Origin of the sequence: Paenibacillus aquistagni (assembly GCF_900177815.1) — a bacterium.
In the GTDB taxonomy this organism is placed as follows: Bacteria; Bacillota; Bacilli; order Paenibacillales; family Paenibacillaceae; genus Paenibacillus_B; species Paenibacillus_B aquistagni.
The window spans coordinates 201395-220583 of record NZ_FXAZ01000008.1; the positions used below are offsets into that span (position 1 = coordinate 201395).

Annotated in this window: 1 protein-coding gene; it reads right to left on the bottom strand. The window is 56.0% G+C overall.

Annotated features, from left to right (window positions below):
• Positions 1 to 12: 12 nt before the first annotated feature.
• On the bottom strand, positions 13 to 19101 hold the full coding sequence (locus tag B9Y93_RS21985) for a non-ribosomal peptide synthase/polyketide synthase (protein WP_483406821.1): 19089 nt from the start codon (positions 19099 to 19101) through the stop codon (positions 13 to 15).
• Positions 19102 to 19189: the final 88 nt, after the last annotated feature.

Below are 19189 nucleotides of genomic sequence, written 5' to 3' on the forward strand. Positions count from 1 at the left end.
CCGGGTAAGGGATTAGAAAATAATATCAATGGCCTCTAGCACATCTTGCTCCTGCTCGGCTTGCCCGTTCAGGGAAATATCCTTCAACAGCACCGAAGGCTGTTCGCAAATCTGGGTGATGATCACGAGCAGGTCCTGAACGAAATTGTCGATCAGATTGCGCGTAAACAACTTGGTCGCATATTCAAACTGCCCGTTCATTCCCTCATCCAGCATCGAAATAACCAAGGTCAGATCAAATTGGGAAACCGTATGCGTTTCCGGATAAGATTCGATCTGGATATCCCCGAAGCTTTGAACGTTATCTTCCTTCGTTTCCAGAGCAAACATAACATCAAATAAAGGATTGCGGCTTTGATCTCGTGGAACTTGCAGCTTTTTCACAAGCTCCTCGAACGGATAATCCTGGTGGTCGTAGGCCCCCAGCATCGTTTCTTTGACTTCGTTCAGGTAAGCGTGGAACGTCTTCTCCCCGGACGGATAATGGCGAATCGCCAACGTGTTGACAAACATTCCGATGAGCGGCTCCAGATCGGCATGTGTGCGGCCCGAAACCGGCGTGCCTACAATGAAGTCTTCTTGTCCCGAGTACTTGCTGAGCAGGATGGAATAGACCGCGGATAACACCATATAAAGGGTGGCACCGTTCTCATCGGCGATGCGCTGCAAGCTGTCGGTCATCTGCTTGTCGATGCTGAAAGGCAGCACATCTCCCTCAAAGCTGCGAACGGCAGGTCTGACAAAGTCCGTAGGCAGTTCAAGCGTCGGCAGCTTTCCTTCCAACACGTCCAGCCAGTAGGCTTCCTGACGTTTCAGTTGTTCTTTTACAGGTTCGGACTGCTGCCAAGCAGCGAATTCCTTGTATTGAATCCGAAGCGGTTCCAGTGTCTCGCCGTTATACAGACGCAGCAGCTCTTCGACGAAGATGCCCATCGACATGCCATCCGTGACGATATGATGAATGTCCAGCATGAGCAGATGCCGTTCCACTCCCCATTCGACTAAGCCCACACGCAACAGCGGCGGCCGCTCCAAATCAAAGACGCGCACAAAGCCGTCTGCGATGCTCTTCGTTTCACTTTCCGTCGCTTTCGCATACTCCACGGCAAACTTCAAATCCGGATAAATCCGTTGTACCGGTTCGCCGTCGACCATTTCGAAGCCGGTTCGCAAAATTTCGTGACGAGCGATTAATCCTTTGAGCGCCGCCTCGAATTGATTCCTTTCCAAGCGCCCGACGAGAACCGTCATGCCGGACATGTTGTAGCTAAGCTCGGCGCCTTCCAACTGCTGCTGGATGTACAGCCGTTTTTGCACGGAGGAAAGCGGATAATAATCCCTCTTATCCACAACCGGAATGGAAAGGTGTTCCTGCCGCTCCAATTGGCTGATCGCTTCGGCCATCGCTTCGATGGTCGAGTGCCGGAATACATCGCGCAGCGGCAAGTCCACGCTCAGCTCCTTGTGCACCTTGCTGACCAGCGTCGTCGCCCGCAGGGAGTGACCGCCGAGGTCGAAGAAGTTGTCCGTCACGCCAATCGTGACCGGCCCGAGCACGTCCTGCCAGATGGCGACCAGTTTCGCCTCCAGTTCGGTGCGCGGCGCCACGTATTCGCGGCCTCCGCCTGCTCCCCCTTCCGGCGCCGGCAGCGCCTTCCGGTCAATCTTTCCGTTCGGCGTCAGAGGCAGGCGCTCCAGCTCCACGAAGTACGACGGAATCATGTAACCCGGCAGCTCACTGGAGATCGCCCGTTTCAGGTCTGCCACCGTCAGTTCGCCATCCGTTGTGTAGTACGCGCACAGCACCTTCTGCCCGTTCGCGTCACTTCGAACCAGCACCACCGCTTCGCGCACGCCTTCCACCCGCATCAGCTGCGACTCGATCTCGCCCGTCTCAATCCGGTACCCCCGGATTTTCGCCTGGTTGTCGATCCGGCCGATGAAGTCCACGTTCCCGTCCTCCATCCACCGCGCCAAATCCCCCGTGCGGTATAGCCGTTCGCCCGTAGTGAACGGGCTGTCTACGAACTTCTCTTCCGTCAGCTCCGGACGATTCAAGTATCCGCGCGCTACGCCGACTCCGCCGATGACCAGCTCGCCCAGCACTCCGGCTGGCACCGGGTTCAGATACGCATCCACGATGTAGAACTTCGCATTCAGCCACGCTTTGCCAATCGGCACATGGCCGGTCTGCGGCAGCTTCATCAACTCCTCGTCATAGAAGCTGGAGTCGATCGCCGCTTCCGTCACGCCGTAGGCGTTGATGATTCGGAATAACGAGCCAAACCGTTCCTGCAAAGTCCGGTAATCCGCCACGCTGCAGCTGTCCGAGCTTGTGATTAACAGCTCCATCCAGCTCATATCCAGCCCCTGCTCATGCACATACTCCATGAACGGCACGATCAGCGCCGGCGTCGATTCGAAGATGGTGACCCGTTCCCGCTCCATCCAGTAATGAAGACGAGAAGGATCGATACGGTCGTCCTTCGGCACAATGACCATCGTGCCTCCGTTGTACAGCGTGCGCGCGATGTCGCCCACGAACACGTCAAACGAGAAGCTCGCGAGCTGCAGCAGCCGCACTGGGAACTGATCCAACCGATATTCCCGCCGGTAGCCCGCCGCCGTGTTCACCAGGCTGCGATGCTCGATCATTACGCCCTTCGGCTTGCCCGTCGTTCCCGACGTATAGATCACGTATGCCAGATCCTCTGGACGAGCTTCATGGAAGCTATCCTTGCCGACAGCATTCGGATGGCTTTCATCACCGTCGTTGACAGCACCTGTCAGTTTGCCGGAGACCATACCGGAAACCATATCAGAGCCACTTGGGGCATCCTTCGGCTTCACGGAGATCATCCCCGATAGCTTGTCGGAACCCATCGGCGCATTCGTCTGCTCCTCGGAGACGATGCCGGATAGCTTATCGGAGCCCATCCGCACAGTCGTCCGCTCCTCACTGTACGACGCTTCGTCGTCGAGGTAGAGCACAGTCGCCAGCGCCAGCTCCTCTTCGCCGAGCCAGGCTTCGGCGCGCTCTCGTAGCGGAGTTTGCGTCAGCAGCACCTTCGCTCCGCTATCTTCCAGCATGAACCGCACGCGATCCACCGGATAATCTGGATCGAGCGGCACATACGCCCCGCCTGCTTTCCAGACAGCCAGCACAGCCACCAGCAAGTCCACCGTACGCTCGGCGAGAATGCCGACGATCGTCTCCCGGCCGATGCCGCTTGCGCGCAGCGTGGACGCCAAGCGGTTCGCTCGCTCGTTCAGCTCCGCATACGTCAGCCGATCGTTCTCGTACACGACAGCTGCCGCTTCCGGCGTGCGCTCCGCCTGTTCCTCGAACAGCCGGTGGAACGCGGCCGCAGGAACCGCTTCTAGCTGCGCGGGGTTAAACACGCCGAGAATTTGCTCTTTTTCCACAGATGTCAAAATGTCCAGCTCGGCAATCGTCGCCAACGGGTTGCGGAGAATGGATTCAAGCAGCTGCAAGTAGTGAGCGGCCAATTTCTCCACCGTTTCGGTTTTATAAAGAGCCGTGGCGTATTCAAACAAATATTCCAAGCCTTCCTCGATCTCCGTAACGTCCAGGCTGAGATCGAATTTAGAAACAATTTCTTCGCTGGCATACGTCGACAAATGGAGTCCAGGAAGCTCGATTTCCAAATTCTCTGTATTCTGCAAAGCAAACATCGTATCGAACAGCGGATTGCGGCTCAAATCGCGAGCCACGTTTACCTTATCTACCAGCTCCTCAAACGGATAATTCTGATGTTCAAAAGCTCCCAGCGTCGTCTCCTTGATTTCCATTAAGTAGTCAAGGAACGTCTTACCGGCAGCCGGATAACTGCGGATAGCCAGGGTATTAACGAACATCCCGATCAGCGGCTGAACGTCGCTGTGATTTCTTCCCGCAATCGGCGTACCGACCACCACGTCTTCCTGGCCTGAATATTTATGCAGAAGCACGTTATACGCCGCAAGCAGAACCATGTAGAGCGTTGCGCCGTTCTCGGCTGCAAGCCGTTTCAAACCCTCGCTTTTCTCGCTATTCATAAACAATTGCAGCGTGCTGCCCTCGTAGCTCTGCATAGCCGGGCGCGGATAGTCCGTTGGCAATTCCAACACCGGCAGCTCTCCTCGGAACATGTCGAGCCAGTAAACTTCCTGCTTGGCAAGCTGAGCTTTCTGCTCGTCCGATTGCTGCCATACCGCGTAATCTTTGTATTGAATGCGGAGCGGCTCCAACTGCTCCCCACTGTACAAGCGGACGAACTCTTCGATCAGTACGTCAATCGAAACGCCGTCAGATACGATATGATGCGTATCAAACATCAGAATGTGCTGGTCCGGCGCTAGTTCGGCCAGGCCTACCCGCAGAAGCGGCGGCTTCGCTAGATCAAATGCGCGTACGAATTGGCGCACCGTTTCTTCCGCCTGCTCCCCGCTGATCTGCACATATTCCACCAAGAAGGCGGCTTCTTCGTAAATCCGCTGAACCGCTTCGCCTTCTACCATCTCAAAGCCGGTGCGCAGCGTTTCATGACGAGCTACGAGCCCGCGGAACGCTTCTTCAAACCGCTGCCGGTCGAGCTCCCCTTCGAACAGCATTGCTCCCGGTATGTTGTAGCTCAGCTCGCCTCCTTCCAGCTGGTTCAAGATATAGAGACGTTTCTGAGCGGAAGAGAGCGGATAATACCCGCTAGGTTCGGCAGCCGGAATAGCCGTGAATGAGCCGATCTCCAACTGCTCCATAGCCGCGGCCATTTCCTCAACCGTCGAATAGCGGAATACATCGCGAAGCGGGAATTTAACGCCTAGCTCCTTATGCATCTTACTGACAAGCGTCGTCGCCCGCAGGGAGTGTCCGCCGAGGTCGAAGAAATTGTCCGTTACGCCTACCGCCTTTTCCCGAACAAGCACATCCTGCCAAATGATGGCCAGCTTCGCCTCAAGTTCGGTGCGCGGCGCCACATATTCGCGTCCTCCACCAGCACCCTCTTCCGGTACCGGCAGTGCCTTCCGGTCAATCTTTCCGTTCGGGGTCAGAGGCAGGCGATCCAGTTCCACGAAGTACGACGGGATCATGTACCCCGGCAGCTCCTGTGCCAGCTCCCTGCGCAGAACGTTCACTGCCAACTCCGCCCCGGTATCCGGCGTATAATACGCGCACAGCGCCTTCTGCCCGTTCGCTTCACTTCGAACCAGCACCACCGCTTCGCGCACGCCTTCCACCCGCAGCAGCTGCGACTCGATCTCGCCCGTCTCAATCCGGTACCCCCGGATTTTCGCTTGGTAGTCGATCCGGCCGATGAAGTCCACGTTCCCGTCCTCCAGCCACCGCGCCAAGTCTCCCGTGCGGTACAGCCGCTCACCCGCGACAAACGGGCTGTCTACGAACTTCTCTTTCGACAGCTCTGGACGGTTCAAGTACCCGCGCGCTACCCCGACTCCGCCAATGACCAGCTCGCCAAGCACCCCGACTGGCACCGGATTCAGATGTGCGTCCACGATGTAGAATTTCGCATTCAGCCACGCTTTGCCGATCGGCACATGGCCTGTTTGCGGCAGCTTCGTCACTTCCTCGTCGTAGAAGCTGGAGTCGATCGCCGCTTCCGTCACCCCGTAGGCGTTGATGATGCGCAACGACGAGCCGAACCGATCCTGCAAGGTACGGTAATCCGCTACGCTGCAGCTATCCGAGCTCGTGATTAACAGCTCCATCCCGCTGATACTCAGCCCCTGCTCATGCACGTACTCCAGGAACGGCACGATCAGTGCCGGTGTTGATTCGAAAATGGTGACCCGCTCCCGCTCCATCCAGTGGTGCAGACGGGCCGGATCGATCCGGTCGTCCTTCGGCACAATGACCATCGTGCCTCCGTTATACAGCGTCCGCGCGATATCGCCCACGAATACGTCGAACGAGAAGCTTGCGAGCTGCAGCAGCCGCACCGGGAACTGATCCAGTCGGTATTCCCGGCGGTAGCCTGCCGCTGTGTTTACCAAGCTGCGGTGCTCGATCATTACACCCTTCGGCTTGCCCGTCGTTCCCGACGTGTAGATCACATACGCCAGATCCTCAGGACGAGCTTCATGGAAGCGGCCCATGCCAGCAACATACGTATGGCTCTCATCGCCATCGCAGTAGCCATCGTCCACAGCATCCGCAAGCTTGCTGGATACCATACCGGAGAGCTTGTCGAGGATTGTGTTGGAAACCATATCAGAGTCCCTCGGCGCATTCGTCCGCTCCTCGCTGTACGACGCTTCGTCGTCGAGGTAGAGCACTGCCGCCAGCGCCAGCTCCTCTTCGCCGAGCCAGGCTTCGGCGCGTTCTCGCAGCGGCATTTGCGTCAGCAGCACCTTCGCTCCACTGTCTTCAAGCATGAACCGCACGCGGTCCGCCGGATAATCCGGGTCGAGCGGCACATACGCCCCGCCCGCTTTCCAGACGGCCAGCACGGCCACCAGCAAGTCCACCGAACGCTCGGCGAGAATGCCGACAATTGTCTCCCGGCCGATGCCGCTATCGCGCAGCGTAGACGCCAAGCGATTCGCCCGCTCGTTCAGCTCCGCATACGTCAGCCGGTCGTTCTCGTACACGACGGCCTCCGCTTCCGGCGTGCGCTCCGCCTGTTCCTCGAACAGCCGGTGGAACGCGGCCGCAGGAGCTGCTTCCGGCTGCGCCGGATTGAACGCCCCTAGAATTTGCTCTTTTTCCGCTGCCGTCAAAAGCTCCAACTCATTCACGCGGATGTCCGGGTTAGCTGCAACCTGCTCCAGCGCCCGAGCAAAGTGACCGTGGATCTGCCTAATATCTTGCTCTCTGAACGTCAACACATTGTACGTAAACCGCAGCAAAATATGCTCTTCTGGAATGACGGTAATGTCCAGGTCGTAGTTCGTTTGCTCCGGCGACTGGATATTAGCGATTTTCAGCGCTGCTTTTTCTCCACCAACGACCTGTTCAATCTGTTCTTCCATCGGATAATTTTCAAAAACCATGATATGGTTGATCAAGTCGCGCTTTTGCTCGCTCAACGACTGAATTTCGAACAGCGGGAACGTTTCGTAAGCTCCCGATGCCAGCGCTTGATCCTGGGTTTTTCTCAAAATATCAGCTGCCGTTTCCTCGGCTTTGCCTTGAATACGGACCGGAATCGTATTAATAAACAGGCCGATCATGCTTTCAATGCCCGGAATTTCCACCGGACGCCCGGATACGACGGAGCCAAATACGACATCCTCGCTGTTGTTGTATATTTGCAAAACGAGTCCCCATACGGTCTGCATGAACGTATTGAGCGTCACCTGCTGCTGGCGCGCCACCCGCTCGATTTGCCCGGTCAGTTCCTTGCTGAGTTCCACATCGAGTTCTGCTGCTTCAAAAGCACCCTGCTTCAGCTGCGTTTTCTCCTGGGGCAGCTTGGTCTGCTGATCGTAACCCGCCAAATACTCGGACCAGTAACGCGAAGCTGTCGCGGCATCTTGAGCTTCCAGCCATTCGATATACCGGGAGTACGAGGTAACCGGAGGAAGCTCCGGCGTCCGCTTCTCCTGGAACGCGAAGTAGGTGTCGAACACTTCCTTGATCATAAAGGACATGCACCAGCCGTCCATCAAAATGTGATGATGACTCCAGATCACATGGTAGGACTCGTCACCCGTGCGCAAAACGGTCACACGCATCAGAGAGCCTCGGTCCAAATCGAACTTGTTCGCTTTATCCGCACTGACGAAATCAGCTACTCTCTTCTTCAGGTGCTCATCGCTTACCGAGCGAATATCTTCGAAGTGCACTTCACACTTCCGCTCGCGGAATACCACTTGAATCGGCTCGTCTCTCCAGCCGGTAATAAAGTTGGTCCGCAGCGCCTCATTCCGCTGCACCAGCGTATCCAATCCTTGGGTGAAGGCTTCGACATTCAGGCTTCCGTACAGATCGAAGGTCACCTGTTCGAAGTATGCTTCCGAATCGGCATCCAGCAGGCTGTGGAACAACATCCCTTTTTGCAGCGGAGTCAGGGTGTATACATTCTCCAGTTCGCCAAGCGCCGCCGTATGTTCGGCCAGCCGCTCCAATTCATCCACTGTTACATCTTGAAGTAATACGTCGCTAGGCGTAAGCTCCGGCCGCTCTTTCGATACGCAGTGGCTGATAACTTCACGCAAGCTCGAATGAAGCAGGGTGCCCAGGCGCTCTACCGTTTCCCGTTTATACTGGGTTTCCCCATAACGGATCGTGAGTTCCAGCACTCCTTCCGACACCATACCGTTGATATCTAGGACAAAATCCATCCCTGCATTCGGGCTTGAATCGGAGCCCGGGCTGAACGGAGACGGCTGCGAGCCGCTGCTTTCGTAATCCTGGTCGAACTGACCCAAATAGTTAAAGCTGATCTCCGGCTCCACAGCGAAGCGCTCGCCGTCACGCGGCGCCGACAAATAGCGCAGGATGCCGTAGCCGATTCCTTTTTTCGGAATGCGGCGCAAGCTTTCTTTCACCTGTTTCACCTGATGACCGAGCGCCTGAGCGTGACCGAACTCCAGAACGACAGGGAATTGGCTTGTAAACCAGCCTACCGTGCGCGTAATGTCCACATCCGGCAAAATATGTTCCCGGCCGTGGCCTTCGAGATTCACCAGCACGCGTTCCCGGCCGCTCCAAGCTTGTACTGCGAGGCCAAGCGCAGCAAGCAGCAAATCGTTCATTTCCGTACGGTAAGCACGGTGTGCGTGCTTCAGGAGCTGTTCGGTTTCCTCTGCTGTCCAGCGAACGGTCACGAGACCGCTGTCCTTCAGCTTGGATCTGCCTTGTTCAAAATCTTTTGGAAGCGGCTCATAGCTCAATTGCTCGATATGCTGCCAGTACGCTCTTTCGCTTTCCATCGCCGAACCGTTCGCATAATTAGCGAGCTGTTTCGCCCACGTTTGGAATGAATCCGTTTTGAGCGGCAGACGGATCGGCTTCCCTTGCAGCGCCTGCTCATAACCGGCGGCAAAATCCTCAAGCATAATCCGCCAAGATACGCCGTCTACGACCAAGTGATGGATCGCGATGAGTAGATGGTCGCCGTCATCGCAGCGGAACAAGCCGAGCTTCACCAGCGGACCATTTTCCAGATCGATGCTCGCTTGAATGTCATTCGCCCTAGTCTCTACCGCTTCTTGCACGTCTTGGGCTCCCTTGCAATCGACAACCTCCAGATCGAACAGCGCTTCATTCTCCCCAGCGCCGCGGTTCCAGGCGCTATAGCCGTCCACGGTTAAGCGGTAAACCGTACGAAGAGCATCGTGATGCACGACAAGCTGACGCACCGCTTGGCGTAAAGCTTCTTCGTCGAAGCCTTGCTTGGAGAACTGCATGAACGCCTGATTGCTGTGATGCACGTCGGCTGGATTTTGTTCAAAGAACCAACGCTGAATTGGGGTCAAGATGACCTCTCCCATCACTACGGCTTGGCTTGCCGTTCTATCCGCCGTTTGCAGCTGCAAACTAAGGGCGGAAATCGTCGGGTAATGGAACAAATCTTTCATGACCAGCTTGTACCCCGCTTGCAAAAGACGGGATGATACCTGCAAGGCCTTGATCGAATCGCCACCGAGCGCAAAGAAATTGTCCATCGTGCCGACCTGCTCTACGCCCAGCACCGACTGCCAGACCTCCGCAAGTGCTTGCTCGGCAGGTGTACGAGGCGCCGTGTATGCAGCCTCGGCACGAATGCTTCCCTCCGGCACAGGCAGCGCTTGACGGTCGATCTTGCCGTTCGGCGTAAGCGGCATTTGATCTAGGCGCATCATGCGCGAAGGCACCATATGGGCAGGCAGCGCAGCGTCCAGATGGGACACAAGCCCTTCCAGATCGAAGCTGGAATCCGCTGCGACATACCCGCACAAATATTTCTGCCCACGCTCGTCCGCCCGATCGATGACAAGCGCTTGACGCACGCCGGCAACATGTTGCATCGCCGCTTCAATTTCTCCAAGCTCGATCCGATAGCCGTGAATTTTCACCTGGTTGTCGATCCGGCCGATGAAGTCCACGTTGCCGTCTGGCATCCAGCGCGCCAAGTCGCCCGTCCGGTACAACCGCTCCCCAGCGGCGAACGGGCTGTCTACGAATTTCTCCGCCGTCAAATCCGGGCGGTTCAAGTAACCGCGGGCTACACCCGCTCCGCCGATCACCAACTCGCCCAGCACCCCGATTGGCACCGGCTTCAGATTCGCATCCACAATGTAGAACTTAGCGTTCAGCCACGCTTTGCCGATCGGCACGCTGCCCGTCTTCGGCAGCTTATCCAGCGGCTCGTCATAGAAGCTGGAGTCAATCGCCGCTTCGGTTACGCCGTAGCTGTTAATAATACGGAACTGCGAGCCGTAGCGCTCCTGCAAGGTGCGGTAATCCGCTACGCTGCACGCATCCGAGCTTGTGATTAGCAGCTGCATCGAGCTGAGGTCCAGACCTTCGGCATGCACATGCTCCATAAACGGCACGATCAGCGCCGGAGTTGATTCGAACACCGTCACGGCGTAGTCGTGAATCCAGCCGTAGAGGCGGGTTGGATCGATCCGATCGTCCTTCGGCACAATGACCATAGTGCCGCCGTTGTACAGCGTCCGCGCAATATCGCCGACGAACACGTCGAACGAGAAGCTGGCGAGCTGCAACAAGCGCACCGGAAACTGATCGAGGCGGTAATCGCGCCGATAGCCCGCCGCCGTGTTCACCAAGCTGCGGTGCTCGATCATTACGCCCTTCGGTCGGCCCGTCGTACCGGAGGTGTAGATGACGTAAGCCAAATCACACGGCTTGTTCACATTCGCCGGATTCGATGCGAGATTCACTGCCAGTACGTTCTGCTCGGCTTCTGCGGTGGCGGACGTTTCGGCAGAAGCGATTTCCGCTTGCGCCAATCCCCGCGCCTCTGCGCCTGCTTCGCCCACAGCTTGTACACCTTGAGTTTGTACGCCCACTGCCACTGCCACTTCCGCCGCTCCAAGGCTGTACGTCGCAGCGTCGTCAAGTGCAAGCACCGTATGCAGCGCTGAAGCTCCGTTGCTGCGCCAAGCTTCCGCCTGCTCCAGCAGGCAAGACTGCGTGAGCAGCACCGATGCCCCGCTGTCCGCGAGCATATACTCGATCCGCTCCGCCGGATAGTCCGGGTCAAGCGGCACATAAGCGCCACCCGCTTTCCATACGGCGAGCACCCCGATCAACAGCTCCGTCGAACGGCCAGCCAGAATGCCGACCACCTGCTCCGGCTTCACCCCGCGCGCCCGCAGCGCATATGCCAGATGATTCGCTTTAGCGTTCAGCTCCGCATAAGTCAGCTTGCTGTCTTCATATACAACTGCCAGCGCTCCAGGAGTGCGCTCCGCCTGCTCCTCGAACAGCTCGTGGAACGTTCTCTCTCTCCACAATTCATCCGCTTCCAAGCCTGTACCCTCTGCGGCGGGTTGCTTCGCAAGAGCCGCAGACGACACGTCAAACTTGACCAGCAAATCATGCTTTTCGCTGTCCGTCAAGAGTTCCAAATCCGCAATCCGTGCACCCGGCTGAGTCACAATCGACGCCAAAAGCTGCTCGTAATGACCTGCCAGCCGTACCATCGTGTCCTGTCTAAACAACGAGGTAGCGTACTCGATCTTGCAAACCAGCTCGTTACCCGCTTCCACGATATCTAAGCTAAGGTCGAACTTTGCCGTCTTTTCCTCGATGTCGAACAGTGACCATTGCAAACCATCCAAGGTTACATCCAAGCTTTCGTGCTTTTGCAAAGAAAACATGGTGTCAAACAACGGATTCCGGCTTAAATCCCGGCTCACTTGAAGAGCTTCTACTAGTTCCTCGAACGGATAGTCCTGATGCTCGTAGGCTCCAAGCGTCGTTTCCTTCACTTCCTGCAAGTAATCCAGGAACGTCCGCTCCGCCACCGGACCCAAGCGAAGGGCCAGCGTATTGACGAACATCCCGATAATCGGCTGCAGATCGGCGTGAGAACGGGCGGCAATCGGAGTGCCGACCACGATATCTTCCTGTCCTGCGTATTTATGAAGCAATACAGAGTACGCAGCCAGCAGCAGCATGTACAGTGTCGCCCCCGAATCGCCGGCAAGCCGTTTGAGCGCTTCGCTTTTCTCCGCATCCAGCGTAAACGTAAGCGTCTGACCGTCAAATTGCTGGACGGCCGGGCGGGAGAAGTCAAGAGGCAGCTCAAGAACCGGAAGCTCGCTGCTGAATACCCCACGCCAGTATTCCTCCTGCCGCTTGATGCGCTGGCGCTGCTCCTCGGATTGCTGCCAAACGGCATAATCCTTGTATTGAATCCGCAGCTCCGGCAATTCTTCGCCATTGTAAAGCCTCACGAATTCGCGCAGCAGCACGTCCATGGAAAGGCCGTCGGAACCAATATGATGAATATCCAGCGCGAGCAGGAATTTCTCTTTCTCCAGTTCGATCAGCAGGGCGCGCAGCAAAGGCGGCTCGGTCAAGTCAAAAGGCTGAATGAAGCCTTCAAGAATGGCCGCAACCTGATCTTCGCTTACTTGAAGCTTCTCGACCTTGAAAGCTGTGAGCGGATGAATACGCTGAACCGGCTCCCCATCCACAATTTCGAAACCGGTGCGCAGCATATCGTGCCGGGACACCAAAGCAGTCAGCGCCTTCTCCAATTTGTCCTCGTTCAAAGCCCCTTCCATTTGCAACGCACTTGGGAGGTTGTAATTCAGCTCTGAGCCATCCAGCTGGTGCAGAACGTACAGTCTTTTTTGCGCGGAGGAAACGGGATAGTACGCTTTCTCTTCCGCTTTTGGAATCGAGCTGTGCCGCATTTCTTCCAAGCTGGCAATAGCTCCGGCCATCGACTCTACCGTTATATAGCGGAACACATCGCGCAGCGGAAGTTCGACGTTCATTTCCTTCCGAATCTTGCTGACAAGGTTCGTCGCCCGCAAGGAATGGCCTCCGAGCTCGAAGAAATTGTCCTGGACTCCAATGCCGGAGTAACCCAGCACTTCCTCCCAGATCTTCACAAGCTGGGACTCCGTCCGGTTACGCGGCGCTACGTATTCAACGCCTGTATGTAAGCCACTTTGCGGCGCCGGCAGCGCTTTGCGGTCCACTTTGCCGTTGGACGTCAGCGGCATGCGCTTCAGCTGCACGAAGTAAGATGGGATCATGTACCCCGGCATTCCCTGGGCCAGCGAGGTTCTCATATCACTGACCGTCAGCGTCCGGTCCGCCACGAAGTAGGCGACAAGCGCCTTCTCGCCCCCATCGTCCTGACGGGCCAGCACCACCGCTTCTTCCACGCCCTCGACGTTCAGCAGCTGTGTCTCGATTTCGTCCAGCTCGATCCGGTAGCCGCGGATTTTCACCTGATGGTCGATCCGACCCAAGTATTCGATGTTGCCGTCCGGCAGCCAAGCCGCCAAGTCGCCCGAGCGGTAGAGCTTCTCCCCCTCCGCAAACGGGGAATCGACGAACTTCTCCGCCGTCAGATCCGGACGGTTCAAATATCCTCTCGCCAGGCCTTCCCCGGCCACATACATTTCCCCCGCTACGCCGATCGGCACAGGACGGCGGTTGGCATCAAGAACGTACACGCTTAGCGTCGGAATCGGCTTGCCGATATTGCTCTTCGCCGCCTCCATTTCGACCCACGTCATTTCCTTATACGTCACGTGAACCGTCGTCTCGGTAATGCCGTACATATTGATCAGCTTCGTCTCCGGGTACTTCGTCTTGAAGCCCTTGAGCAGCAGCGGACTGAGCGCTTCACCCCCGAAAATGACGTTGCGAATCCGCAAATCGTACGGATGATCCGCCAACACCTCTCGCAGCAGCTGGTAGAAATACGTTGGTGTCTGATTCAAAATGGTGACCTGTTCGCGGCCCAGCAGCGCCAAGAAATCCGCCGGACTTTTCGCTGTGAGCGTCGGTACGATGACCAGCTTGCCTCCGTACAGCAGCGCGCCGTACATTTCCCAGACGGAGAAATCGAAGCAGAACGAGTGGAACAGCGTCCACGTGTCGGACGGCCCGAAGTCGAACAGGTTCTTGTCGTTGAACAGGAGGCGCACGACGTTCTTATGCTCGATCAGCGTTCCCTTCGGCCTGCCCGTCGTTCCCGACGTGTAGATGACATAAGCTAGGTTGCTTGGTCCGGACATCGGCTCCAAATTCGAAGCGTCCAGCGCACCTTCCGACGTTGTGGAATCCGTCCCGCTGTCGCCCCAAACGAAATCGTCCAATTCGAGGCGAGTTCCTGCGAAGTCAGTCTTCTCGTGCAAATGCTTTTGAATCAGCAATAACGGTGCGCCCGAATCCTCGATCATGAAGCGAATGCGCTCCTCTGGGTAGTCGGGATCGACAGGCACGTAGGCTCCGCCCGCTTTGAGAATCGCCAAAATGCCGACGACCATATCAAGCGAACGTTCAGCCAAAATCGCTACCAGTTGGTCCGCTTCGACTCCCGTCTCCCGCAGCTTCCGCGCAAGTCGGTTGGATCGCTCGTTCAGCTCGCGGTAGGTCAGCTGCCGCTCGTTCATAACGGCGGCCACGTTATCCGGGTAAAGCTCCGCCTGCTCTTCGAACAAGCCGTGAATCGTCTGCTGCTGCGGGTAGTCCGCCTCCGAATCGTTGAAACCGCGTACCAGTTCGCGGATTTCCTCTTCCGTGAGCATTTCCAGCGAGGCAATATCCCCGTCCGGCGCTGCTGCGATGGTTTCGATCAGTTTGTCATAATGTCTGGCGAACCGCTTCGCGGTCTCCTGTTTATACAAAGCCGTAGCGTACTCCAACCGGCATTCGAGCTGACCATCCAGCTCCGAAATGTCTAGGAGCAGCTCGAACTTGGATGTTCGGTTCTCCAGCGGATAAAACGATTGCTCCAGCCCCTCGATGACAATTTGCTCGTTCTCCGTATTTTGCAGGGAGAAGAACGTATCAAAGAGCGGATTCCGGCCGGTCGCGCGCGGAATGTGAAGACTATCCACCAAGTCTTCGAACAAATAATTTTGGTGTTCGAAAGCGCCGAGCGTGATGTCCTTGATTTCTTCCAGGTACGAAAGGTATGGCTTGGAACGTTCCGGACGGCTGCGAATGGCCAGCGTGTTGATAAACATCCCAACGATCGGCTGCACTTCATCCTGCGTTCTTCCGGCAATCGGCGTTCCGACGATCAGATCCTCCTGACCCGAATATTTATGCATAAGGATGGAGTAAGCCGACAGCAGCACCATGTACAGGGTCGTCCCCGTCCGTGCCGCCAGCTCTTTCAGCTTCTCCGTCCTCTCTTTCCCGATATAAAACTTCACGGTCCGGCCGTCAAAGCTTTGCACCGCTGGCCGCGGGAAATCCGTCGGCAGTTCCAAGACCGGCAGCTCGCCTGACAGCTGTTCCAGCCAGTACTCCTTCTGCGGCTGAAGCATCTGCCCGTAGGCTTCGGAATGCTGCCAAACGGCATAATCTTTGTATTGAGTGTGCAGCGGAGACAACTCCTCGCCCCGATACAGGCGGCTGAACTCGTCGAAGAGCAGCGCTGTCGAAATACCGTCCGAGACGATATGGTGCATATCGAACAGCAACATGTGGCGATCCTCAGCAATTTGAATCAGACCGATGCGCAAAAGTGGCGGCTTCGTCAGATCAAATGGACGATAGTAAGCTTCTACCACTTCGTCCACTTCCTGCTCGCTCGACTCGAAATAATCGACAGCGAACTCCACCTCGTCATAGATGCGCTGGACAAGCTCGCCTTGAACCTGCTCAATCCCGGTACGCAGTGTCTCATGGCGCTGAATCAGCGCCCGGAACGCGTACTCGGTGCGCGTGCGGTCCAGCTTGCCTTCGAGTACAAGCGCCGCCGACATATTGTAGCTGCGCTCGGCCCCGTCAAGCTGGCGCAGGACGTATAGACGCTTTTGCTCGGATGAAACCGGATAGTACTCGGCCTCAGCCGTCTTTCCAATCTCATACGTCTCCTGCTGCTTCAAACCGCCGATTCGTTGGGCCAGCTGTTTGATCGTGGTGTAGCGGAATACGTCACGCAGCGGTACCTCGACTTGCAGCTCTTTCCGAATCTTAGAAACAAGCGTGGAGGCCCGCAAGGAATGACCACCCAAGTCAAAGAAATCGTCTTGGACTCCAACTCGCGCAATACCAAGCACCTGCTGCCAAATGAGAGCAAGTCTTGTTTCCATCGTTGTGCGAGGCGCCACATACTCATGGCCTGCTTCTACCTCTCCGGTCGGTTCAGGCAGCGCTTTACGGTCAATTTTGCCGTTCGGCGTAAGCGGAAGCTTATCAAGAAACATCAGACGGGCCGGGATCATATGAGCCGGCAGCTCTTGCTTCAATTGAGACAGCAGATCGCTCAGCTGCAAGGAAGTATCCCCCGCCACGTAGCCGCACAAATATTTATGCCCCTGCTCATCCGTACGGTCGGTCACTACAGCCTGCTTGACGCCCGGGAATCGCAGCAGAGCCGTTTCAATTTCGCCGAGTTCGATCCGGAACCCGCGAATTTTCACCTGATAGTCAATCCGGCCGATGAAGTCGACGTTGCCGTCTTCCAGCCAGCGGGCCAAATCGCCTGTTCGGTACAGACGTTCGCCCGCAACAAACGGGCTGTCCGCAAACTTCTCGGCGGTTAGGTCCGGACGGTTCCAGTACCCGCGCGCCACCCCAGCACCGCCGATGACAAGCTCGCCCGGAACCCCTACAGGAACAGGCTTTAACGCCGCATCGACAATGTAAAACCGAGCATTCAGCCAAGCTTTGCCGATCGGCACATGACCCGACGACGGCAGCTTATCCAACGCCTCATCGTAAAAGCTGCTGTCAATGGCCGCTTCGGTAACACCGTAGCTGTTGATGATGCGGAATTGTCCGCCGAATCGTTCCTGCAATAATCGATAATCGGTGACACTGCAAGCATCCGAGCTGGTAATCAGCAACTGCATGGAGCCAATGTCCAGCCCTTCTTCATAAATATGCTGCATGAACGGCAGAATGAGCGCAGGCGTCGATTCGAATACCGTAATGCTTTGGTCCCGAATCCAGCCGTATAAACGGTTCGGATCAATCCGGTCATCCTTTGGCACAATCACCATCGTGCCTCCGTTATACAGCGTCCGCGCGATGTCTCCGACGAATACGTCAAACGAGAAGCTGGCCAGCTGCAGCAGCCGCACCGGGAACTGATCCAAGCGGTACTCGCGACGATACGCATCCGCCGTATTCACGAGACTACCGTGCTCGATCATGACGCCTTTCGGGCGTCCCGTCGTACCCGAGGTGTAAATCACATAAGCCAAGTCTTGCGGGGCGCTGTCGGCAGATTCACATTCCACGGCTAAGGCATCCCCGTTATAAATCTGTTCATCGTCCATGGCATAGACAGCTTGAAGCTTCAGCCGATCATCGGCCAACCAACCTCCAGCCCGCTCCAACAGATGACGCTGTGTAAGCAGCACCGATGCTTCGCTATCGCTAAGCATGTACTCAATCCGCTCCGCCGGATAATCGGGGTCCAGCGGTACATAGGCTCCGCCGGCTTTCCAAACGGCAAGCACCCCGACCAGCAGTTCCACCGAACGCTCCGCCCAGATCCCCGTAATCGTCTCCCTTCCCACGCCCTGTTCACGAAGGAGAGAAGCCAGCCGCTCGGCGCGTTCGTTCAATTCGCCGTAGGTCAGCTGTGTGTCCATATAGACGACCGCCGGATGATTCGGAATTTCCCGGGCAAACTTTTCAACATACCGATGAAACGCTTCTCCCTCGCTCAGCTCTGCCACTGGCAGGTTAAACACGCCCAGAATGCGGTGTCTCTCCTCATCGCTCAGCAGAGAAATATCGCGTACCGGCAGTTCCGGAGTCTGAAGGAACTGATCCAGAACGGTTACATACTGTTCCATAATCCGATTGATCTCAGCCGTCTCGAACAGGCCGGTACGATAGGAAGCATGGAGAATGACATGGCCTTCATTCAGCATATGGTCAAAGCGCAGCAGCAAATCGTCCATCTCGTGCCTAGCGAAGTGAGCCTCCAGACGAACCTTGATGTCTTCGTACTCCACGATTTCCAAAGGCAAATATTCCAGTGACGTCCGGAACAGACCCGAAAGATCATTGCGGCCGTGTTGTTCGCGTAAATCCTGGATTAATTGGTTATAAGGATATTTCTGATACCGCAGATCGGCCGTATTTTCCTTGGAAACGGTTTGGATCAAGGAAAGCACATGCTCGTCTGGATTCAGGCGAATCCGCGTAGCCACGGTGCTGACGAACATGCCGATCGTTTCTTTCTCCTTCTTGCTAGTGCGATTGGCGAACACCGTGCCGACCGGAACATCGCTGCTGTCGGTCAGCTTGTACAATAAGGTATACATGACGGACAGAAATAACGTATATAAGCTGACCTGATATTGTTCGCTGAAGGCCAGAATGCGTTCATACCGGGAACCGTCCAACGTGATGGCCAGTTTATTGGATTCGCTCCCGATCAAGAATGGCGGATACGATTTGATGCCGGTCGTTTCAGGCAAAGTGCTGTACTTCGTCAGCCAGTATTGCTTGCCTTTTTGATAACGCTGCGATTGCTCATATTCAAGCTCTGTGGAAATATAATCCAGATAGGAAGGGGCATGGTAACTACTGGAGATGCCTTTGCGCAGTTTCAGGTATTTTTCCATCACCGCATGCAGCAAAGCATTTACGGACAAGCCGTCGGCGATAATATGATTTACCGTCAAATTAAGCCATACTTGGCCGTTCGCAAATTGGATCAACGTAAATTGGTGGAGGTGTTCATCGAATACACTGACCGGTTTTTCGCTTACTTCTTTCACCCATGCATAGAATTGTTCGGTGGTGCTTAATTCGAGGCGGCTTATTCTGGCTTGGACATTCTCCGGCTCTTCGAACCACTGCATTGGATGTTGCAAATCGCCGCTAATGCGGATTCGGAAAGCGTCATAGGTGTTGACGATCTCTGCCGCCGCTTGCTCCAGAAGCTGTGTGTCGATCTCGCCCGTCATTTGGTAGGTCGCGGAAAGCATCGTGATGGACGTTCCCGGATTCATTATTTCCATGAACCATATTCGGCGCTGGGCTTGCGTTAATCCATATTGCTCGTTGGTATTCTCTCTCACATCGACACACTCCCGTTTTAGAGATTGT

Excerpts from the sequence above, each read along its gene's own strand:
- B9Y93_RS21985 (WP_483406821.1), bottom strand. The coding sequence starts at position 19,101 with ATGGAAATAATGAATCCGGGAACGTCCATCACGATGCTTTCCGCGACC.